The 22102-nt window shown below is 45.7% G+C and carries 18 protein-coding genes and 2 pseudogenes; 4 read left to right on the forward strand and 16 right to left on the reverse strand.

Annotated features, from left to right (window positions below):
* Nucleotides 1–255: 255 nt before the first annotated feature.
* Nucleotides 256–3285, reverse strand: a complete 3030-nt coding sequence (locus tag ACQKPA_RS21565) for an Ig-like domain-containing protein (RefSeq protein WP_427494564.1) — start codon at nt 3283–3285, stop codon at nt 256–258.
* A gap of 329 nt (nt 3286–3614) precedes the next feature.
* Nucleotides 3615–4529: a LysR family transcriptional regulator gene (locus ACQKPA_RS21570; RefSeq protein ID WP_427494787.1), complete on the reverse strand. Its 915-nt coding sequence runs from the start codon at nt 4527–4529 to the stop codon at nt 3615–3617.
* Nucleotides 4530–4673: 144 nt separating this feature from the next.
* Here ACQKPA_RS21570 and ACQKPA_RS21575 point away from each other — a divergent pair, with 144 nt between their 5' ends.
* Nucleotides 4674–5693, forward strand: a complete 1020-nt coding sequence (locus ACQKPA_RS21575; RefSeq protein ID WP_427494565.1) for an alpha/beta fold hydrolase — start codon at nt 4674–4676, stop codon at nt 5691–5693.
* 252 nt (nt 5694–5945) lie between these two features.
* Here ACQKPA_RS21575 and ACQKPA_RS21580 read toward each other — a convergent pair whose 3' ends face one another.
* The 4 genes and pseudogenes from ACQKPA_RS21580 to ACQKPA_RS21595 all read right to left on the reverse strand — a co-directional run bounded on the left by ACQKPA_RS21580 (nt 5946) and on the right by ACQKPA_RS21595 (nt 8697).
* Nucleotides 5946–6305 carry a DUF6463 family protein gene (locus tag ACQKPA_RS21580; RefSeq protein ID WP_427494566.1) on the reverse strand — a complete coding sequence of 120 codons (360 nt, stop codon included), beginning with the start codon at nt 6303–6305 and terminating at the stop codon, nt 5946–5948.
* 418 nt (nt 6306–6723) lie between these two features.
* A pseudogene (locus ACQKPA_RS21585) lies at nt 6724–7121 on the reverse strand (VOC family protein).
* A 23-nt stretch (nt 7122–7144) separates the two neighbouring features.
* Nucleotides 7145–7654, reverse strand: coding sequence for a DinB family protein (locus ACQKPA_RS21590; protein ID WP_427494567.1), 510 nt, complete (start codon nt 7652–7654; stop codon nt 7145–7147).
* A gap of 146 nt (nt 7655–7800) precedes the next feature.
* Complete coding sequence (locus tag ACQKPA_RS21595) at nt 7801–8697, reverse strand: RCC1 domain-containing protein (RefSeq protein ID WP_427494568.1); 897 nt, start codon at nt 8695–8697, stop codon at nt 7801–7803.
* Between the two features lie 607 nt (nt 8698–9304).
* On the opposite strand from ACQKPA_RS21595, the pseudogene ACQKPA_RS21600 reads away from it, so the two are divergent.
* Nucleotides 9305–9457 (forward strand): annotated as a pseudogene (locus ACQKPA_RS21600) (MerR family DNA-binding transcriptional regulator); the annotation flags it as partial.
* A gap of 51 nt (nt 9458–9508) precedes the next feature.
* Here the strand turns inward: ACQKPA_RS21600 and ACQKPA_RS21605 are convergent.
* Both ACQKPA_RS21605 and ACQKPA_RS21610 read right to left on the reverse strand, forming a co-directional pair.
* Nucleotides 9509–10144 (reverse strand): hypothetical protein, encoded by a 636-nt coding sequence (locus tag ACQKPA_RS21605; protein ID WP_427494569.1) that lies wholly within the window; start codon nt 10142–10144, stop codon nt 9509–9511.
* Between the two features lie 376 nt (nt 10145–10520).
* The gene (locus ACQKPA_RS21610) at nt 10521–11435 is read right to left on the reverse strand and encodes an ArsR/SmtB family transcription factor (protein WP_427494789.1); all 915 of its coding nucleotides are present in this window, start codon (nt 11433–11435) and stop codon (nt 10521–10523) included.
* A gap of 170 nt (nt 11436–11605) precedes the next feature.
* On the opposite strand from ACQKPA_RS21610, the gene ACQKPA_RS21615 reads away from it, so the two are divergent.
* Entirely contained in the window at nt 11606–13108 is a 1503-nt protein-coding gene (locus ACQKPA_RS21615; protein ID WP_427494570.1) for a glycoside hydrolase family 43 protein, read from the forward strand.
* A gap of 73 nt (nt 13109–13181) precedes the next feature.
* On the opposite strand, the gene ACQKPA_RS21620 is transcribed toward ACQKPA_RS21615, so the two are convergent.
* From ACQKPA_RS21620 to ACQKPA_RS21635, 4 genes are all read right to left on the reverse strand, one after another.
* Complete coding sequence (locus ACQKPA_RS21620) at nt 13182–14243, reverse strand: alpha/beta fold hydrolase (protein WP_427494571.1); 1062 nt, start codon at nt 14241–14243, stop codon at nt 13182–13184.
* 470 nt (nt 14244–14713) lie between these two features.
* Complete coding sequence (gene vat(I) / locus ACQKPA_RS21625) at nt 14714–15346, reverse strand: streptogramin A O-acetyltransferase Vat(I) (RefSeq protein WP_427494572.1); 633 nt, start codon at nt 15344–15346, stop codon at nt 14714–14716.
* Nucleotides 15347–15664: 318 nt separating this feature from the next.
* Complete coding sequence (locus ACQKPA_RS21630) at nt 15665–15829, reverse strand: hypothetical protein (protein ID WP_427494573.1); 165 nt, start codon at nt 15827–15829, stop codon at nt 15665–15667.
* 91 nt (nt 15830–15920) lie between these two features.
* Nucleotides 15921–16337, reverse strand: a complete 417-nt coding sequence (locus tag ACQKPA_RS21635) for a stalk domain-containing protein (protein WP_427494790.1) — start codon at nt 16335–16337, stop codon at nt 15921–15923.
* Nucleotides 16338–16579: 242 nt separating this feature from the next.
* Here ACQKPA_RS21635 and ACQKPA_RS21640 point away from each other — a divergent pair, with 242 nt between their 5' ends.
* Complete coding sequence (locus tag ACQKPA_RS21640; protein ID WP_427494574.1) at nt 16580–17488, forward strand: NAD-dependent epimerase/dehydratase family protein; 909 nt, start codon at nt 16580–16582, stop codon at nt 17486–17488.
* Nucleotides 17489–17647: 159 nt separating this feature from the next.
* Here the strand turns inward: ACQKPA_RS21640 and ACQKPA_RS21645 are convergent, their stop codons facing one another.
* The 4 genes from ACQKPA_RS21645 to ACQKPA_RS21660 form a co-directional block, all read right to left on the reverse strand.
* Complete coding sequence (locus tag ACQKPA_RS21645; RefSeq protein WP_427494576.1) at nt 17648–19066, reverse strand: FMN-binding glutamate synthase family protein; 1419 nt, start codon at nt 19064–19066, stop codon at nt 17648–17650.
* Between the two features lie 176 nt (nt 19067–19242).
* Entirely contained in the window at nt 19243–19854 is a 612-nt protein-coding gene (locus ACQKPA_RS21650; protein WP_427494577.1) for a DUF4386 domain-containing protein, read from the reverse strand.
* Nucleotides 19855–20375: 521 nt separating this feature from the next.
* Complete coding sequence (locus ACQKPA_RS21655) at nt 20376–21179, reverse strand: undecaprenyl-diphosphate phosphatase (protein ID WP_427494578.1); 804 nt, start codon at nt 21177–21179, stop codon at nt 20376–20378.
* Between the two features lie 122 nt (nt 21180–21301).
* Nucleotides 21302–22078: an NAD-dependent epimerase/dehydratase family protein gene (locus ACQKPA_RS21660; RefSeq protein ID WP_427494579.1), complete on the reverse strand. Its 777-nt coding sequence runs from the start codon at nt 22076–22078 to the stop codon at nt 21302–21304.
* Nucleotides 22079–22102: the final 24 nt, after the last annotated feature.

Genomic DNA, 22102 nt, shown 5'->3' on the forward strand with positions numbered 1-22102 from the left:
TATGTGAGTGTCTTACTGTACAATCGACCAAGAAAACGCTGTCATAATTTGATGGCAAACAATACGCCAAAGAAGGTCAATCTCCGTTCGTATCCTTCTGGGCAAATTGCTTACTTTCGGATCCTCATTTACATACATGTATATTACTTGTATTTTAAATGATCTGTCAATTCATATTTTTGTCGTATTTACCCATTGTGAAGGAGAAGCAGCACCAAATGTTCCAATTGGTGCTGCTTCTTTTGCTGTTCCGAACTAATTAACGGTGACTACACATTCCGCCGTCTTGCTGCCGTCTAAAGTTGTAACGCTAATAACCGTCCTTCCCGGCTGCAGGCCTTTGACGACTCCGGTAGCGCTGACGGATGCAACGGCGCTGTTGCTGGAGGACCAAGTGACATTTTTTACAGTTGCGAATGATGGCCGAACCTCCGCTTTTAACACGGTGGTTTGATCAACGGACAGCTCCAGCGTGCTCGCGCTCAGACGCACCTCGATAACCGCAGCTTTGTTATCCTCGATCACATGGCGCCAGAGCTCATTATCGGTCACAAAGTACAGGTTGCCCATGTTATCCCGCGACAACCAGGCGGCCTGGTTTCTCATGACGGTTAATGTTTTGTCGTCAGGATGGATGGAGAACAGCTTACCGCTCATCGTTCCATAGACGAGGCCGTCTTTCCCGATGACGAGGCTTGCATCTCTCCACTGTCCGCCCGCATCCGGAAATTTCTCGTCCTGATATATCACCTCTCCGGACGACGGATCATAGATGAACAGCGTTCCCATGGCAAAGCCCCAGATGTTCCCGTCAGGACCTTCCATCAGCGAGGTGATAGCTTCTTTTCCTGGTACTGGGACGACCTCCTTTTCCTTTGTTCCTCTCGCTATATCCCATACAAATAACTTCGCTTCACTTTCGGTCGGTGTACTGCCGAGGCCTCCCCGGATAGAGCTGCCTGCATAAATCTTCCCATCCTTGAAGGCCAGGGATACGATGCTCTGATTCGGCACGATCTGCGTATGAACCGATAAATTCTTGGTGGCCGGGTCATAGACACTGAAGGCTCCGCCTAGCTTTCCGTAGTCCGGAACTGTGCCGATGAACAGCTTGCTTTCCGCTCCTAGCATGGCAAACGGACGGTCCTGCAGATGCTCGGCTTTCAAATCAAACAGCTTGTTCACGGTTCGGTTGGTACCGGAGCTTCTCCACGGCTTGGTGGTATCATATTCAAAAATATTGGCGCCCGGATAGGTACCGAAGTACATTTTGTCTCCAATGGAGGTCATCCCTTCGGTCTGCCCGATCGAGTTATTGGTGGAAAGGCCTGTGTCCGGATCATAAATGCCCATGCCGCCGGGAAGGAATCCGCCGGCGTATATTTTGCCGTCCGGTCCCTGCCCGGTAATATGCAAGTCGATCGGCTGCTTTGGCAGCTGCATGATGGCCTGCTTCAGTGTGCCACGCTCCAAATTGTATTTGATTACTTTGGCCGAGTTATTTCCGGCAATGCCGATCAGCGTCGGACCGGGATAATCGGGATCATCCATCAAAGCTGAGCCCCAGCCAATCACGTTGGAGACAAAGTTGATTACTTCACTGCCTGTGTATATCTCTTCCACTTGGTTGGTCGACAGATCATAGCTTTTTAGAATGCCGCCGTAGGTAAAGTATACCTTTCCTTCGTGCGGGTCTGACACACCCCTGGAGTGGATAAGCTCATCATCTTTAATCACCGCACCGGTGCTTTTGTCCAGCACGATCATCTTGTAGCCGGGGTCCATCTTCAGGAACAGCTTATCGCCGGCGATGTTCAGATCATAGGTGCTCGTCAGATTATACTGTGCCGGCATGATGTTGGTCTTCTGATCGCTGTTCAGATCATGGCGAATGAGGTAGTTTTTCGTTCCGCCGCCTCCGACGTACAACATATTCTCTTCCTTGTCGTATGCCACGCTCCGCGGATAAATCTGGCCAGGCACAGGATTGCCGAAATTCGTAAAGCCTTTTACCGGGTCATATTCAAACACCGAGCCTGACGGGTAAACACCGCCGTAGATTTTGCCGTCCATTCCCGGCGTCAGCTCGAAAAACTGAGTGGTTGGGCTGGCCGTGCCTCCGGCCGGGTCCCCCAGATTGACGATCGTATCGGTAGACGGATCATACCGGTAGAGCGAAGCGGTGCCGTAGGAACCGAGATAAACCATGCCGTCCGTAGCTACGGCCATACCCCAGGCTCCGGTTGCCCCCGGCAGATCGAGCGCCTTTATCGTCTCCTCGGTCTGAATATCGACGACAACGAGCTGGGCCGGATCGCCGACCTGAACCATATAAGCGACATCGCGTTCGTTTTCTTTTCCGAATACAGCCCGCATGACATAATTGTTATACACCTGGATGCCCAGATTTTGATAGGCAGGAACGACTTCCACGGAATCCTCGTCTTCAGCCAGCACATCGCCGCTTTCGCTATCCATCAGCCGGTAGCTGAAGGTGTACGAACCGATTTTCGAAAATTTAACGCTCCAATCCTTGGTGGAATGGTAATCTGCTGGCAGTTCGAAGCCCGGCTTGCCGTATTCTCCGCTGTTCAGTATCGAGTGATAGTGTCCCTCTTCGTCCTGAACGGTGAAGATCATATCTCCTTCTCCTTGGGTCTTGGAAACCTGCAGATAGGCACGCTTAATGCCTTCTGTTTCACGGGCTTTCGTGGTGATCATGACGGGCATAGACAGGTTTTCCCCTACGCCAGCCTGATCCAGATCCGAGATCTCGATCTGATAGTGCGATTGGCCCGAGGTCACATTCACCTTCTTAACCGTGGCAGCAATCACCGTTCCATCCCGGCTGATGACTTTATAGGTCACGACATATTCTCCCGGCTGATCGAACACTGCCGTCCAGTTTGAGGTGTTAGAATATTGCGGAGGCAGTCGGAAGCCATCTCTATGCAATTCTGAACGGTCTGTGAAGGATACCTCTCCAGCTCCTGGAACCTCGTCAGAACTATAAAGCGCGTGCCCCGGCCCGCTCGTATCCACTTCAAAATAAACATTCCCATAGGTTGCAGAGGCCGTCTCATAAGTGGCAAGTGTCACGGTGTAATCAACCAGGTTACCTACATCAACCGTGTCCGGCAGAGTTAAGTCCAGACCGTACGACGAGTGTGCGGGCTTAGTGCTCCCCTCAGCATCGGCGCCCGCCGGCATAAACAGCTGAGGAAAAATCAGTGCGAAAGCAAGGGTCCAGGTCCAACCTTTGGAGCGAAACAATCTGAGCTTCATTTCATCAATTCTCTCCTTTGGCTAATTAGAATGGCAGCGCTTTCAATTGTTGGTTACATAACTTCCTTTGTACTCTCCTGGTATGTAAGTGCAATTCCCTCCTTATTGGATACATGTATTTAACATGTATTTTATGATCATAAGTTACCACGTATCACGGGACAGCGTCAACGCCTTATTCGCTGCTTTTCCTTTCATCTCAATTTTTTTATCTCTTTCTATTTACCTCGTTTTGGACAAGGACTTGGTTTCACAAAACAAAAAGCCGCTATTTTAGCGACTTTCGAATGGTATTTGGTTCGTTCTTGTCTCACGACAGCTATATTTGGTTATACGGTTTTCTCCTCCTCCTCCTCCTCTACAGCAATAACCTCCCTTGCTGCTTCTATGAAAGAAAATATGATAGGTGAAAGCCACTTGTCTTTATGCCATAACATTTGTGTATACACGTGCAAGTCCGGAATATGCCACGGAAGAGCAATAAGTTCGCCCCGTTCAACTTCGGCTTCCGCGACGATTTCAGGAAGAAAGGCAATGCCGATTCCCGTGATTGCGCATTGTTTAATGGCTTCGGCACTTTGAAACTCTAAATAAGTAATACTATCAATGCCCTCTTTCTCAAATGACCGGTCAAACATGGTTCGATAGGGACAACCCTTTTCATTCGTCAGGAACACTTCGCCGTGAAAATCTTCCAGCTGCAGCACAGTTCGTTTTGCAAGCGGGTGGTTCGGAGAGGCGAATAATCGGAAAGTTTCTTCGACCAACTGCTCCACCGCAAGTCCGCTTGAGCGAATAGGTTCGTCCAACATAAAGACGATATCCGCGGTTCCCTCAAAGAGCGTTTGCTTGAGTTCCTGATTGGGTACGGAGCGGAAGATGAGGCGCACGCCCGGATGGCGCGAACGAAAACGTTGAAAGACAACGGGAAGCCGATAGGCGCAAAGAACCTCGTTAGCGCTAATCGTTAGGGTGCCGCTTAAATTTTCATTGTCATGAACGACGCTGCGAGCTTCGTCCAATTTGTTTAGCACGCCTTCGATATGAGTCAAAAAGCGCTTCCCCGCAGTGGTCAGAACGAGCTGCTTGCCCAAGCGGTCAAAGAGACGAACACCGAGTTCATCCTCCAATGCTTTCATTTGCATCGTGACGTTGGAGGGGACATAGTTCAGCACTTCCGCAGCCCGACTGAAATTTAATGTTGTGGCAACCGTGCGGAACGTATTCAGTTGGCGCAATTCCATCATACGATCCCCCTTTTACCTTCAAAATTATTGAATATAGCTATGAAATTCATTCACTTTTATTGAGAGTATCACGGAACTATACTAACAACAAGAATTACATTCTAAATATTTGGTTTCATTTTGAAGGGAGTAAACAATACGATGGATTATGAGATTTTTGATTTGGGCGACGTTACCCTGCAATCCGGAGTGACATTACCGAACGCTTTTCTTGCTTATAAGACCTATGGACGATTGAATGAAAAGAAAGATAATGTCATCGTCTATCCAACGGCTTTTGGCGACCAGCATGTTCAGAATGAATGGTTGATTGGAAACGATATGGCGCTAGATCCGAGAGAATATTTCATTATCGTTCCAAATCTGCTGGGCAACGGATTATCTTCGTCACCCAGCAACACGCCTCCCCCATTCGACCGGGCTAATTTTCCGCAGGTAACCATCTATGACAACGTTAAGTTCCAGCATCGGCTGGTCACCGAAAAATTCGGTATTCATAAGATTGCACTTGTCGTTGGATGGTCCATGGGAGGCATTCAAGCATTCCAGTGGGGAGCAAGTTATCCAGACATGGTGGAACGAATTGCTCCCTTCGCCGGTGTTGCAAAGACTTGGCCACAAACGTATGTCGTCTTGGAAGGGATGAAAGCTGCACTCCTATCTGCAGTCAGCTTCAATTCAAGTAAACTAGACCAGTTGACTTCTGCAGACATGCGAGCCGTTGGCCGTGTCTATGCGGGATGGGGGGTATCTCATTCGTTTTACCGAAAGGAACTTTATCGTGAGCTGGGATTTGACGCATTGGCGGATTTTGTGGCTGGCTTTTGGGAGGAAAGCTTTATGCAGATGGATCCGCACAATGTCCTGGCCATGTTATGGACAGGGGAACATGCAGATATTAGTGCAAACCCCTCTTATAACGGAGATTTCGATAAGGCGCTCAGAAGCATCAACGCACTTGCCTGCGTCATGCCAGGGAGCACGGATCTCTTCTGCACGGCGGACGATAACGAATACGAGGCTAAGCTTATTCCTAATGCTGTTTTTAATCCGATCGAGTCGATCTGGGGACATTTTGCTGGTCGCGGTATCAACCAAGCCGATAATAAATGTATTGATGACAACATTAAACGCTTGTTGGCGCTTAGTACAAACGGATAGATCATCACTCGATACTGCAAAATATTAACTTGATATCTCGAACTTTATTTTTCTAGGTATGGTTGAAACATGGCTCTCGTCTGTCATAACTCTCATGCAGTAACGACCCTGCAGGATCGTAATATGAGGTCACCAGAACTTGCTGGTCGACCTCTTTTTTTTGTGTTTCGTAGTTGCTGAGCAACAATTCTGCTCGATTAACAAAAAAGTGATTACCAATCATCTATCCAGCCATTAACCTGATGCGCCCTTTCACATTCGTAATAAGAGCCATGCCTGAGGCAAGCCAAGCCAAAAACCCGAAGCTGGCATCACGATAGCGCCGATCAAGCAGACACTTAGCAGCATCCAACCGAGAACTGTGGGAGGAACGATCCCCTTCTTTTTAATCAGCCAATCCACCATATAGCCAAGCAACATTAGCAGGAAGCCAAACATCGTGAACCAGAACGCGGTTCCACGATCCCACTGATCATCCGCCACTGTACCCCACAAGCCTTCAGTGACGAGGGGTTGTAATTGACTTGCGTAAGCAAAAAGTCCATAAATAACATGAAGTAACCCGGTTAACATAAGCATCAACCCAACATGGCGCTTTGCCCCACTTACCATAATGTTCCCTCCTTTTCTTCATACCCCCTGCTCTTTTACTGGCCAGAATGCCATGAGCCAACGCCACTCCGATTCCGATGATCCCCGCAGCTATTAATGTTATGTCATGCCAATTCAACTCAATACACATCAGCATCCGCAGTGGTCATTGCATATTTAGTACGAATTCGTAATAAACACAAAAAATAAAGTGCCTGACTGGAATCAGTCACTCCTAGATCATGGACTTTTACCGGATGATAGGTCGCGATGCGGATCCTCAAACGGCGGGGCGCCCCCATTCCGTCCGGCGACTTCTTTTTAGTACGAACTCGTAGTAAGTGTCTGCACATAATTTAATACGTTTTCGTAGCAATGTCAAGATGAAAATGCCTTAGTTATTTTGTAAATAAACTCTTTTCGCCCATTTCATTCGTCTCTAGGTTAATTGCTGCGCAATCTCCCAGACATGTCCTGCCGGATCCATGAAGGCAGCAGTGCGTACTCCCCAAGGCGCCGGTCCATGGGACCGTTAAGTAGAGCAACGCCACGTGGTTTCAATTCATCACACACTGCATCTACATCATCCACCCGGATGGTAAACTGGAAACGAGATCCGGATTCCCGGTTTGCGACTGTTCCAGGTTGGATCAGACCGTCTGCTTCGGAAATATCCAGGAGATTAATGCTCATATTTCCGAAGTTGAATACCGAAGAAACAGCGTCTTCATATACGGCGGATAATCCGAATACTTCTTGATAGAACGCCCTCACCCTTTGCAAATCCTCTACAAATAAAGTTATCACATCAACATTCAAGGACCCTAAAGTTCTCATACATATACCCCTTCACATTAAAATTAAAACTCAAGTTTTTGTTCCAATTCGGCCTTTTGGCGTAAGTGATGGCGGAAATGCATACCGACCAAAACAAACCACTCCCGTGCGTTGAGCCACCCGAATCCCTCATGTCTGACTTTATAATTTGGGTTTATTGCATTTAAGTTCTCCTCCCATTCATACATTCTCTGAAGCACCGTCTCAAGTCCGCGAATGAGATCATCCACGGTTTCCGAATTACTCGGGGTATTCTCAGGCCCATCCGGTAATCTGATTTTTATCGGAGGAAATGAACCGGCGCAAAACAATTGGTCGCCAGCCTCTGTCTTTCCTTGCAGTTGCACTTCACTCATGGACGCACATCTTTGCACTTGGTCAAGGTAATCGAGAGCAGTGAGGATCATATGGTCATACATTTGGCCGAGTGACCATACTCCTTGTTCAGATACATGTCTTAATTGGTCGATCGAATACTGCTGCAGATTGATCTTGTATAAATCGATTAGTTCCGAATAATTCAATTGCCTCACCTTTCCATAACGTCAAATCAACTCATTTTCATCCTATTACAGTAGAGTATTTGATATTTCTTTTTATTTGCTATTTTGTCTTATTTTTCAGAGCCAAGAAATTTCACAAATCAGCGCGTGGCTCACAACAGTATATGTCTCCTTTATTATTGGAATTTACCTGACACTTGGATGCCATGCCAGTCGCTTACATCGCATTGGCCATGTTCATTATCGCCTACAGCCACCACCGTGCCGTCCGATTTTACGCCGAGAGTATGAACGCAACCCGCAGCAATTGCCACAATATCGCGCCAACCGCTTACATTGCATTGGCCATACTCATTCCAACCCACAGCCGTCACCGTACCGTCCGATTTTAGGCCGATGGTATGATGACTACCCGCCGCTATCGCCACAATATCGCGCCAGCCGCTTACATCGCATTGGCCATGCTTATTCAAACCCGCAGCCACCACCGTGCCGTCCGACTTACGCCCGACAGTGTGAAGGTAACCCGCCTCTACCGCCGCGATATCACGCCAGCCGCTTACATTACATTGGCCATAGCGATTATTACCCACAGTTGTCACCATTCCATTCGATGTAAGCCCGACGGTATGCCAGTCACCAGCTGCAACCGCAACCATATCACGCCAGCCGCTTACATTGCATTGGCCTTCATGATCTCGACCCACAGCCACCACCGTGCCATCCGATTTAAGCCCTACGGTACGACGCCAACCCGCTGCAACCGCCACGATGTCACGCCAGTCGCTTACATTGCATTGGTCATGCTTGTTCCAACCCACAGCTGCCACGGTGCCGTCCGATTTAAGCCCTACGGTATGAGCGTTACCTGTGTTCGTCGCCATATGAACATTACCCGCCGCAACCACAACCATATCACGCCAGCCGCTTACATCACATTGGCCATATTTATTGTCACCTACAGCCGTTACCGAACCGTCTGATTTAAGTCCTACGGTATGACGACAACCCGCTGCTATGATATCTCTCGGAATTGCCGATTCCTTGCTAAACCCAAGTTCACCCTTTTCCAAATAAACGCTCCTCCTTGTTTTTCTTTCTAACTTCGATCATACAACATTCATGCAAGTTCTCGTGTGATATACCCATAATCCTTGTGGGGATGGCTGTAAATCTCATAATGTTGTCACCATACTTCAGAGTTTGACTTTAAGGAAGGTGGAGCCAATGGACAAAAAACCTCTATACCGAAACAAATTTCCAAAAGCCTTCTCGTTATCACCACCACATTGAGAAGATATGAAGATCTCGGTTTGGGGCCAGACGTACCTCGGACAGCCAATAATTGAAGATATTATACACCTTATCTCCCGAACTGAATTGCTTGCGTTAGAGGTAACTTTAAGGTTTATACTTATTCCTAACCATGAAATGAATAGAGGAATGAATGATATGGCAGAAAAACAAACGGCTGGACGTAGCCCTTACACCAGGGGAAACGGAATGGTTAGAACCTGTTCATGATGAGATCTATAACTCGTTATAAAAAAAATGCATCGCCCCCATGGGTTCGGTGCATTTTTTCGGGATCAGCAAATTGACATCCATACAAACCTTGATACTATCCTCCCTATTCATAGAGTGAACTCGAATTCTATAGTAGTTAATAGGAGAGATATGATGAAGACATATTCGATCAGTGAAGCAGCAAAGGAATTAAATGTAACAGCTTATACGTTGCGTTACTATGACAAGGAAGGACTTATGCCTTTTGTTGAACGCACGGCAAGTGGCCAACGTTTGTTTAAAGAATCCGATATTGCCGCTACAAGAAAAAGGCTGTTCTTGAGACAGCCTCTTTCATGTAGCTTATATGGAGTGATTTTAGGAATCGCTTTGAACCGTAGATATCGAAACGAGGACCGGACCGGCAAAATCCGAAGCTTCCTCGCCTTTTGGATTGTGAAGACGGAACAGGAAAGCGTCGCCTGTTTCAGACTTCCACACAATATAATCGTTTATCCCTTCACTACTCGATGCTTGAAGATAAAGTTCTGCGGAACCCAGCGGATGCTCAACGAGCTCTCCGCTAAATTCGGATACTTCGCCATGCTCTTTCAATTCCTTGTTTCCTTCAGTTTTAAGCTGCGTTAGGTCATAATTTGCCGGCAGCGCTTCGATGGTGACCTCGTATTCCGGATTGCCGCTAAGAAACAGACGTCCTTTGTCAGCGTCGAAAGCAAACTTTTCGAATACGTATAAGGAAAAGCCTTTGCCTTGATGCAAGGTGGCTGGAAGTGACTGGTTACCCTCACCAGTCATCAAATCAAAGTTCTCGTTCTGGGGACGCGTCACTTCGGGTGCTTGCTCGTTATCAGTTTCAGGAGCCGTGGCCTCTTCATTGGCCGGTGTCGATATTTCAGGACTGGCGGGTGGCTCAGCCGTCCCTGAACATGCCGTGAGCGATAGAACCATGACGAACATCGAAATTTTTATGAATGCAGAGAGTCTTGGATTCACATTAGTTCACGCCTTTCTGTATTTCGTTCATACGCTTCATAACGGATATTGATGCCGATCAGAATGATCGACTGCCTTTTTCTTATAATTGAGGTATCGTTTCCCGTTGTTAAACACAATGATTATCCTTTATGAACAGACAACCAGCTCACGTAAGTGCCATTTTGCGACTCAATTACGCCGGAAAACGTGGTCGAATTCTCCAAAATATCGAGCAATGCATTCAAATTGTCGGCATCTCCCCCCTCTTCTTAGATAGACGTGACTACTCCATGTAAAGTTACAGATCTGTCTGCAATGAGGCGGATCTCATTTTCATTAAGACTCAACGAGATTCCCCAGCAATAACTCCCTTCTTTATCCTTCTGATGCCGAATTAATGCTCGTCGTTATGGTATGCGCGGATGACAATGTCTTGGTCGTGATTGCCGAATCCGGCTCCATAAAGCGTCAATCCCCCTGCGTTAACCGCATGCTCATCAACCGCGAAACGAAGCGTCCAGAACGGTTCCCACAGCTTGATATCCCCGAGGGTCACCTCCGACATCCGTTCATTATTCATGTACGTACCCGATGCATCAATCCGGATCGTCTTCAATAACCCATATTGATTCACATTTCGATGCCACCACTCAGGTGTAAATCTCCCTCGCGCCGCTCTTCCGAAATCAGCCGGACTTGTCCATGTCCCAAGAGGGATCCCGTTAAATGTGAATTCAATATCCGATGGCCAATGATCTCTTAAACCTGGAGCTTCCGAAGCAATCTCCATGGAGATTTCAATGTATTCGGCGGATTGATCGGCTAGCAAAAAGTTAGGCAATTTGTATTCAACATAGCCCCACCCAAACCACAGAATGGCGGCGTGTACCCGCTCGGGATCGAGAAAGTAGCGCGGGTCGTCCCAAACTCCGATTTCTTTCTCGCGCGTACCAAGCCCGCAAGTCGGATGGACCTCAAAAGCGGTGTAATGACCGACTGAAATACGCTGCTCTCTGATCTTCGGGGGTTGGCTGGCAAAAGGCAGCTCAATCTCGATGGTTTTTTGTTTGAGGAAACACATTTTGTGCGTTCCCCCGCCCTGCCGCACCCTACGACTTCCGATGAGTCCGGCTTGTTCGAGTTTTCGGATGTGCATGGTGACGATCGATGGACTAAGTTCCAATCGATTGGCAATATCCTTCACATTCAGCTCGTGATCGGCAATGAGACTCATGATGTTCCATCTGACCTCGCTGGCTAAGGCTTCATATAACGGCATGAATTTCGGTTCCCCGTTTGCTTTGATGATCATCATAATCTCCTCGTATCTATTGAAATCACATATATATTAATTTAATAGAATTAACATGAATCTTCAAACCGAATCCATTGCAAGACTTTAACCCATGGTGTTTAATTTCCTTAGCTGCTAATCACTTTAGATTTATATACATGTGAATTTATGAAAGAGGTGGATCGATGAAATACCATAACCCGGTCATCAAAGGATTTTATCCTGACCCCAGTGTATGCAAAGTAAAAGATACTTATTATCTGGTATGCAGTTCCTTTCAGTACTTCCCCGGTGTTCCGATTTTCGAGAGCAAAGACCTGATCAACTGGAAGCAAATCGGTCATTGCCTAACTAGAAAGAGTCAAATTCAGCTCGGCAAGGTAAGCAGTTCCGGCGGGGTTTTCGCCCCCACGATACGGCACCACAACGGGAGATTCTACATGACCACGACCAACGACACCACGCGCCAAAATTTCTATGTATGGACGGACGATATTTACGGTGAATGGTCCGAACCGATTGATGTGGATCAAGGGGGGATCGATCCCGATTTGTATTTTGAAGACGGAAAAGTCTTCTTTATGAGCAACGGAAAAGACGATAACGGGATTGGCGGCATTGTTCAGTGTGAAATTGACATTGAAACGGGCGACAAACTGTCGCCAAGTCGTTCTATTTGGCAAGGAACAGGCGGACGCTATTTGGAAAGCCCTCATATGTATAAAATTAATGGCCGGTATTACCTCATGGCGGCTGAAGGCGGAACGGAATATGGACATATGGTCACTTATGCACGGGGGGATTCGATCTCCGGCCCGTTCGAAGCCTATCCGAACAATCCCGTACTGACCAATCGCAATCTGGGCGGGTATGAGCTGCAGGGAGTTGGCCATGGCGATCTGATTCAAGACAACGATGGCAATTGGTGGATGCTCCATCTGGGTTTCCGTCAAATCGGCCTATGGCTTACCTACCATCATCTTGGCCGCGAAGTTTTCCTTACACCGGTTACTTTTGGCGAGGATGGCTGGTTTACGGCAGGACATAACGGCACCGTCCTTACGAGTTTCGAGACCGATCGGATCTCAAATCATGTCGTCCAGCAGGAGAAAAAAACCTTTACGTTCGAGAACACGGACTGGAATCTGGACTGGTGCTTCCTCCGCCATCCTGCTGCAGAGAACTATCGGTTAGAAATCGATAAGGCACAGCTTCAAGGGACCGGAGTGACTTTGGATAAGCCGGAGTCCCCGACATTTATCGGCATTCGCCAAAGAGACTTCAACGCGGAAATCTCATGCGACGTACAGCTTACGAACGGAGAAGCCGGCATCACGCTCTACATGGATGAACATCATCATTACGATTTAGCCGTACGTAAAGAGGAGACCGGGTATAAAGTGATCGAGCGCCTGAATATCGGTGATATTAAATCCATTGAATCTGAAGTAGGTCTGGGGAATGTCAACCATACGACTTTGAAGATACGGGCAAGACATGAGCGCTACAGCTTCTTCATTCACGCTAACGGCAAGGACATTCTCTTAGGAACGGCACAAACCAGATACCTTTCCTCTGAGGTTGCGGGAGGATTTACAGGCGTACTCATCGGTTTATATGCCTTTGGAGAAGGCTCTATGGCTGAGTTTTCAAACTTACATGCGATTATTTTTAAAAACTTCCCCTGAACGGATTATCAAAAAAATAAAAAGCCGGTTACTCAGGATGATCCTGGGTACCGGCTTTCATTGTAACCATGGTTTATTCAATTTTCTTCAAAAAATCAACCAAAATCGTTATAAATTCATCCGGCTTCTCAAAATGAATATCATGTCCGGATTTTATCGTGATCATCTCATTTCCTTTTAAAAGGCTGTGTACCTTTTCAGCATCCTCATCGCGGTTAGCAGCATAAAGCACTCCATCTTCGCCGTATCGCGTGGCTGCCTTAATATAAACAGAAGGAGCGTTTATTTGGGACAAGGTTCCCTCCTGATTAAATCCTTTAAACCAATCACCTGTATAAAATGTCTCCGCAAAATCGAGGTCAAAATGATCTAAATAAAGTGTTCCATGAATCCATTTATAGGGGACGTACCACAATTTCAACGGCTCTCCAGGATGTGCTTCCCGGTACTCCCTCGTACTTTTTGCAGTAAGTTTTCTTAAATCACCGAACTTTCCCCATAAATAACTGTTTTCCATATAGTACACGACATAATCATCTTCAACGGTTTGATTCTTAAAATTATGTATGAGTTCAAAACTATCAAGCCAGACAAAAGTATTCTGCATTTCATGCGGCTCCACGCTAAAAAACGGCGGGTCCTCCAAAACCATGCCTTGCACAACTTCGGGTGCATTAGCAGCAATCCATGCTGCCAAAATACCGCCGGAAGAATGGCCTGATACCACAGCTGGTTCACCTATGACATTTTCAATGAACCAAACAAAATCCTTTCCCATAGCAACAGCCGTATACTTTGAAGCATCATGACTGGACTTTCCATGCCCGTGACAATCAACTGCATATACATGATAATATTGAGCGAGCTCCGGAAGTACTCTAGCATAATCTTCCCACTGCATGGACTGCCCGTGTATTAACAGAAGAGACGGTCCATGATTCGGTCCCTCAGCGTAGTTTAATATCGTTCCATCATCAAGAGTCACCTGTTTTTCTATATAGCCGGAACTGAATGTTTGCTTTAACGGTTTCTTATCATAATTCATATTTAGATGAGCATAAATGACTAGGGGAATTGCAATAATTACACTAATGATTGCAAGTACTAGTAAAATTAATATTTCACTGTGTATCACTCTCTTTACCTCCTCCTCTGTGCATGCTTCGGCTTGAATTACCTGTCCTTTATATGATTCATAAATTTATCTTTACCAAGGTCATTCGCTGAACTTCACCACCAAAAGCCAGTAACCTATTTCGCATTATACTATTCTCATTCGGATTATCTACCATTCATTGGTAACATGAGTTGTTATTTTGAGTTAACATTCCTAGATAAACAACCAAAAAAGAACCCTTTTCAGGAGCTGCGACAACACAAACCTGCTGTGGCTTATTCCCCGATGTTTGAACTTTCCGCCATTCACGTTCTGTAATGTCCCGCTGCCCTTATTCTCATCCTAAACGAAAAAATGACCGGCGCTTCGACCGGTCATTTTCCATTTAACTTCTATGACAACATAAATCTCTACATTCGTTCAAGAACCCTATTTTCGCTCATGACTTTCATCATTATCAAATGGCATATTTCAATAAAATAAGGGCTCTAATTTTGTCTCATCTTTCTAAGCAAGTCCATATCTCCGCTTACAATTGCGCCAATATATTGATTGATGACTTCGATATCGCAATCCCACCATTTGATGTCCAATAACTCTTGAATGACTTCGGTGGAATATCGCTTGCGGATTTCCCTTGCAGGATTGCCTCCAACGATCGTATAAGGCTCCACATCCTTTACAACGACAGCTTCAGCGGCAATGATAGCCCCGTCGCCAATCCTTACACCCGACATGATCGTTGCACGCCTTCCGATCCACACGTCATTTCCAATGATCGTATCTCCCTTAATCGGCAATTGATCTAAAGATGGAGTGAATTTTTCCCAGCCGTTTCCAAAGATGTTAAATGGAAAGGTTGAACCGTCCATCCGATGGTTCCCTCCATCCATCATAAATCTGGCCTCGGAAGCAATGGAACAAAACTTGCCGATTATTAATTTAGTTCCAATGAATTCATAATGATACAATACTTGATCCTCAAATGATTCTCCGTTTAAGGCATAGTAGTATGAATAATCCCCTGCGATAATATTAGGTTTTGTAATCGTATTCTTGATAAACTGAAGATTGTTATCTCCGGGTATAGGATATCTCTCATTTGGATTCGGTCCTGTCATTGTTACATCATCCCTCTCTTCGCAATTTATCCGGCTGAAACGATAAATCTTTCACACAACTATCACCACACAAAAAAACCTCCTTTCCGGTCAACGGATAGGAGGCGCACATACAAACAAAAAGACGCACTGTTATACAAAAAAACAGTCGCACTTTATGTTAATATATAAAAGCCCGCACGAATCCTATCCTGAAAACCTGGAAATATCGTTTTCTTTGGTGGATAGGATTAGTAGATCATCGGCTTTTGGTCACCCTTTCATTACTGAATAAGACAAATTTACCATACTCCACATATGGAAGCAACCGTTTGTGTTTTACCGAGCAATCACGTTAAGCATATTGCCGCTTCCATCATCAATAATACGGATATTTTTATCATCAATGAGTTGAATGGTACCGTCCGCCTTCAAGGTCTCATGCTGCTCCGTTAACCCGTGCGCAATGGATTTGCGAATCAGCCCTTGATTCTTGAATACCAACGTATATAGATCATATTCTTCAGTCGCTGTATCCCATCATGCTGCCATAAAAAGTATCCGTATAATTGTTGAGTCCTTTTACGGTTACCTCTCACGTATTCGTATCCCGATTGGCCACTTCCCCATCCAAAGCAGCTGCAAGGAATCTAATCGGCACATAAAGGTGACTGATATACCACACAGGTTCTCTGCCCATATCCACCTTATAACCGTCTACTTCGGCAATGCTGCTTCCCAAGTGTACAACAATGCGCTTCTGATCCCTCTTCAGAACCGCCGTATTGTCATTTTCCATCCCCCAATGGAGACCTGCCATGCTATTTAGAGAGAAAAAGCTCCCATAAGTCACTCCGTCCTTATGAAGCGTCTCAAGATGACTGTTACGACCGTCTTCCCATTGCGTTTCCAGCTCAACGTACTTGGAAGCTGCATGAGATTCTTGAGCTCCCAGCGGTAAAAGCACGGACATGATAAATAAAACAGCAACCGCGTGTTTCCAATGTTTCATTTTCAAAGTAATCTCACCTACTAAACATACTTTTTAGGTTACTCTCGTCATAACCAAGATAATGTTTTCAGCAAAACCCGGTTTTGGTCCTCGATTCAGGGCAAGACCGGGTTTTAAAAACATGAAGCTCGAAAATATCGCATGCTGTGTAACTGCAGAGTAATAAAACCATAAAGTAACGGGAAGTCTAACAGCGATTTAAGGTCAACTTGCTGTGCCGGAATATGAATAAGGGGTGGAAAATGATGAAAGTAGTGGTCACAGGAGCAGCCGGAAAAATCGGTCGCTGGGCTGTAAGAACCATATTGGAAGCGGGCCATGATGTTATAGCCACAGATCGATTACTACGGGAAGAATCAGCATCAAAAAATTTTATTCAAGCGGAGCTGCGTGATTATGGTCAAGTCTGCCAGCTTTTAATGGGAAGTGATGCCGTTGTCCATCTTGGGAATATCCCAACCGATGTAAGGAATACACCCCAGGCGATATTCGAGAATAATATGCTCGTTAATTTTAACATTCTTGAAGCATGTAAAGATTTTAAAATTCCCAAGCTGGTATGGGCTTCAAGCGAAACGGTTTTGGGCTATCCGTTTGTACCCGAGCAACTGGATTACCTCCCTGTTGATGAAGAGCATCCAACTACCGCGAAGTCATCCTATGCCATGGCGAAACTGCTGACGGAACACCTAACAGGCATGTATCATAAACTTACGAATCAACAGCTCGTCACGCTTCGCTTCGCGAATATGTATGAACCGGATGAGTATGAAAAAATCCCTATCATGCATTGGAATGATGAACAAAAGGATATTCAAAAGAAAAACGCCTGGGCCTATTGCGATGTTAGAGATGCAGCTAAAGCCTGTCTTCTTGCAATAGAGAAGGACAATTTAGGTAATCAGATATTCCATATCACAGCCCCGGACACCATCATGCCGGATCTTAGCCAGGATTTGGTCAAACGATTTTTTCCCAATGTGTCCTTAAAGAGAGAGGTTCAGGGACATGAGACGCTGATGGCAATAGATAAGGCACGGGATATACTTGGATATGAACCGCGGTATTCTTGGCGGAGTGTTCTTCATAACGATGGTTCATCGAAGGCGCTGCCTGAAGATCAGCTTGCTTTATCGAAAACAAACATATAAGCCACTACACATATATTCATGTTCGAAAAATACACCAAAGAAAAATGAGCTCAGGCAATGAAGGCCTAGCTCATTTTTTCTTTGACTTGGGATAGAACCAGATGCTTAGCGGGTTTAGTTTAATCAACTATGGTGGGCGCTCCCAATGAATAAGGGAGGTTACTGTAGAGGCAGAGGTTCATCCGGATTTTTCATTTCCGTTACGTCCGGAATAACGTTAGTTGCTGTGGATGGTTTCTGCTTACCTGGAGGGAAACCGGCATAATCGATCCGCAGGATCTGGGCTAAATCCCGGTCAACTGTAACCAGATCCATTTTGTTGATTTGTGCCAAATCCGTTTTCCCAAGGGTATAAGCGACTAGTTTCATTTCCTCGACAGAAGAATTGAGGAATTTGGCCAAATGTTCGGCGCCCTTTTCAACGTCCAAATCTTCTTTGAACTTTCCCCAATCTATAGGGACTTGCTGCGGCTGTTCGGTCGCCAGCGTCTTAGCCGCTTGCGTCTGAAGGGCTATCAAGGCGATTGAACCGATATAGACCGCGTCCGCCCCTAACGCCATTGCCTTGAGAAAATGACCCGGCGTCGTTAACCCTCCGCTAGCGATAACGGATATGCTTTGTTTAACCCCGCGTTCTTCCAAATATTGAACCGTTCTTGCGAGCGCAAATAACGTTGGCAGCCCGACGTCATCCAGAAGTGTCGGCGGACCTCCCTGCGTTCCTGCTTCCGCACCGTCCACGACAAAATAATCGACTCCCGCTTGAATGGCGACCTCCAACTCCCGTTCCATAAAATGAGTCGCACAGATTTTAATCCCAACCGGCACTCCGTATTTATTTTTCAAGTTCTGCACCAGTGTAATAATGTCCTCCGTTTTGTTTACTCCCGAGATACGGGAATGAATGGCGGCATTTTCGCCGGGTTTCAGTTTTTTGGCGATCCGCAAATCCTCCTCAATCTGTTCCGACGCCATCGACATCGGAGCGGCCGCGAGGGCCCCTTGACCGAGCTGGACTTCTATAGCGTCCAATTGCCGGAGAGATTCATCGTCATTCATCCACCCGCCGCGATGAAACTGGCCGATGAAAAACTTGGCTTCTCTTCGTTCCTCATCAACTAAAGGCGCTTCTCCAGAATTGGTTGCTGTGCCTGCCATACTGGCACCCCGAGCCAAAGCGACCTTTACCTTCAAACTTAATGCTCCACCATATGACATACCGCTGATGAGAATAGGAATTTCTAGATTTAGCGGCTTTTTCGCTTGAGGACCAATAGTGACGCCGGTTTTAATTTGCACGCTGTCTTCTGTGGGCAGGCGGAACATATGTACGGGGTTAAGCAAAATTTTATGCCAGTCTGACAACACAATCGGACTCCCCAAAGTGCGTTTGATTGCTTTTCCGCTCTCCGCCCGCATCCCGGCTTCAATGATTGCCCGCGGCGTCAGCTTCTGCGTGGTTGTCAACATGGAAAACGCATGTTCCGTATATGGATCTTGTATCATACGCTTCATATAATGGTCCACAATCTCGTCCATTACACCGTTCGTCATCTTGCGAATCATCCAACGAAACAAACTAATCCCCCTCTTGTATGCTAATAGCTGTTACCGATTCAATGATGAAGGAAATTGCTAATCAAGGCTAATTTGTTGCGAAGGTATCTTATGCTGTCATGAATTTACTTATTATTTGTTAACCATCTCATCCTATTCATGGGATTACCGTATAGCTCTATGCTTTTAAATTGTGATTAATCTGTAATTTTATTCGATACAGTATTATGGTTGAATCCTTTAATGATTAGCCATATAGCCAAAACCAATTGATGAAAGGCTATTGGAATGTTCAACATCATGTAGGCTGCATCCAGACCAATGAAGTGGATCATAAATAAAAAGCTTGCCAATATGGACAATGTAGAGCCAATAAGAGCCCAAATGGACAACCAGCGTGGAACTAATTTCGTTTGGTAAAATATGCAGTTAAACAAGAGCATAGCCAAAACGAACGCCAGTGTCGTTGCCACATGGTTCACCAAATCTCGTCCTACCCTTAACAACCCACCCAGGGTCTGAAAATACGGTACATCCAGAGTTCCAACTTTTGCAAATTCATGGCTTAATGCCAATAGCAACAGAAGTATGATTACACCAATAATAATGAACACACCTGCAATAATACCGAAAGCAACAGATCCAACAGCTAAACCTTTATTATGCTTACTTAAAATCGGATACATTAAAATAGGAACACCAACATATGCAGCAACCATCAACAACTGGAAAAACGCTCCTGTCAGCAGCTCATTTTCATTTGTAGAAGCATTGACAAGGTAGTCTACTCCATCTATAACAGGAACCACACTAAATATTCCTGTAACCAACCCGACTATTAATAACACCCCAGTAATTACTGCAGAGCTCTGCCTGAATTTGTACTCTTCCTCAACATGAATAACCTCCCTATTACACCTACCTTTTAGAATAAATATGACAGGAAAAGGTAGGATAAAACAGATACTTTAGTACAATTAAGTGGATTCCATACCTGGTATAGCTCCTTGAATGGCGGAGAGATTTAGCTATGTTTAGAACAAACATTGAGAAGCAGTTGCCTGGCCTCCATTTTAGGACTTACACCTGATATAGGCTCCTTTGCCCAATAAGGTTCAATATGTTGTATAAAAAGATTGTCCTCAAAGTACAAAAAAACGCAGCATCCCGGCTGCGCTTCATCTTGCTATGCTTGAGTCTTGAGCTTATTATCCCTTTCGTATTAGGAGCATACATCAGATACTCCCTCAACCACCATGCGCTCCCTCATTTCGTGTGTTTGAGTAATGATAGCGGAATAGATTCTTCAACCATCTAATACCAAGACGGGTTACCACAAGATGATAAAGTAGAAGAGAGCCGCTAAGACAAAACGGTATAGAGCAAACCATTCCAACCGAAGTCGCTTAATCAGTTTGATAAACGTCACGACTGCAATCATGGCCACAAGAAAGGAGGTAGCAAAGCCAATAAACATTAGGACAAAATCATCAGAACTCAGCAAATCCCGACTATCATATAAATCTAGCAAGCTTGCACCAAACATAACAGGCACGGAGATTAGGAACGTAAAATCTGCGGCGGCTTTTTGGCTGGTACCAAGTAAAAGTCCGCCTGATATCGTCGAACCCGATCTCGAGAATCCCGGCCACAAAGCCAAACACTGAAACAGGCCAATCCCGAAGGCTTGTTTATAATTAATCCGATCTATCGTATCGGCGGTTTCGGTTCTCCTGCTCCGTGCTGCAATGATCATTAACACGCCACCGGCCACTAGCCCGATTAAGACTGGGGTTGGGCCGAATAATTGGCTTTTTATTGTGTCCTTGAGCAGAAGATATACGATTAATGCCGGTAACATAGCCAAAATCATATGTATAACATTTAATCCTCTACTTGGGGAAAAGTCCATTCGAATCAGATTAGTCCCAATCGCCAAATACCTTTTCCAATACAGAATGAGAACGGCCATTACTGCACCTAACTGTATAACAATTTTAAAAGTTATGGCAGCGTCTCCCTCAAAGCTTAGCAAATTGCCCGCTAAAATTAAATGTCCAGTAGACGATACCGGTAAAAATTCGGTTAAGCCCTCTATTATGCCGAGTATGATTGCTTTAACTACATCAGTCATCAGTGGATATCCCCCTTTGGAAATCTAACATTTCCAGTATAAGGGGGACATCTATATATTTCCCATCGATTCATATAACAATTTTCCATTCCGAGTGACAACATTGTCACATTGTTCAATTGCTACGGTTGCTGTCCCCCCTGATAGATCGTCTCATCCTGACGTACTTTGCGTCCCGCTGCCTTGACCAGCTCAAGCAGCTTTGTCGCATCATCCTGAGGTTTGTATCCAATCAGTTCCTCCAGATAATCGATGTTGTAGTAATTATCACTATTGGCAGAGGTGCCGTACAGATTCAAAAATTTCAGTTCGTCATCTGCTTCAATGCAACAAACGATCAATTGGAGCATATCACGTTCGGATATCCAGATATGCCCCGCTCGTTCTGAATGAGGACGATTGTCCCCGGGAAAGTTGCCAATCCGAATATTGAACGAAGAGATTTTGCCTTGGTCCGAATAAAGTCGGCCCAGCAGCTCGATATAACATTTGCTGAGCCCGTAAAAGCTATCCGGACGATATGGATCTTGGGGCCCTACCATCTCATAAGTCTTGTAATAACCAGTTGCATGATTCGAGCTGGCGAATATGATACGGCGCACACCATTTTGCACCGCTGCCTCAAATAACTTGTAGGCACCGCTCACATTTCCCGCAAGCACTTTGCCAAGAAAATCCCCCTTGTCCTTGATCCATGCAAAATGAAGCACCGTATCAATTCCTTGCGTCAGCTCCGTCAGCCGCGCTTGGTCTCCGATGTCCATTTGTACAATGCCCAGCTTCTCGTCCGCCTGTATATCCACTCCAACAACCTCATACCGGTTGTCTTTGAGCAGCCCGTTGTAAATGACATTTCCTATGGTGCCTGCCGCTCCCGTTATTAACAATTTGCGTTTCATTCGTTTCGATCCCCTTTCCCGCTT

The organism is Paenibacillus sp. NPDC093718 (assembly GCF_050279985.1).
Lineage (GTDB): Bacteria > Bacillota > Bacilli > Paenibacillales > Paenibacillaceae > Paenibacillus_AQ.

Coding starts and splice junctions, on each gene's coding strand:
- ACQKPA_RS21640 (WP_427494574.1), top strand. CDS start 16,580: ATGATGAAAGTAGTGGTCACAGGAGCAGCCGGAAAAATCGGTCGCTGG.
- ACQKPA_RS21565 (WP_427494564.1), bottom strand. CDS start 3,285: ATGAAGCTCAGATTGTTTCGCTCCAAAGGTTGGACCTGGACCCTTGCT.
- ACQKPA_RS21570 (WP_427494787.1), bottom strand. CDS start 4,529: ATGGAATTGCGCCAACTGAATACGTTCCGCACGGTTGCCACAACATTA.
- ACQKPA_RS21635 (WP_427494790.1), bottom strand. CDS start 16,337: ATGAAACATTGGAAACACGCGGTTGCTGTTTTATTTATCATGTCCGTG.
- ACQKPA_RS21575 (WP_427494565.1), top strand. CDS start 4,674: ATGGATTATGAGATTTTTGATTTGGGCGACGTTACCCTGCAATCCGGA.
- ACQKPA_RS21580 (WP_427494566.1), bottom strand. CDS start 6,305: ATGGTAAGTGGGGCAAAGCGCCATGTTGGGTTGATGCTTATGTTAACC.
- ACQKPA_RS21655 (WP_427494578.1), bottom strand. CDS start 21,179: ATGACTGATGTAGTTAAAGCAATCATACTCGGCATAATAGAGGGCTTA.
- ACQKPA_RS21660 (WP_427494579.1), bottom strand. CDS start 22,078: ATGAAACGCAAATTGTTAATAACGGGAGCGGCAGGCACCATAGGAAAT.
- ACQKPA_RS21615 (WP_427494570.1), top strand. CDS start 11,606: ATGAAATACCATAACCCGGTCATCAAAGGATTTTATCCTGACCCCAGT.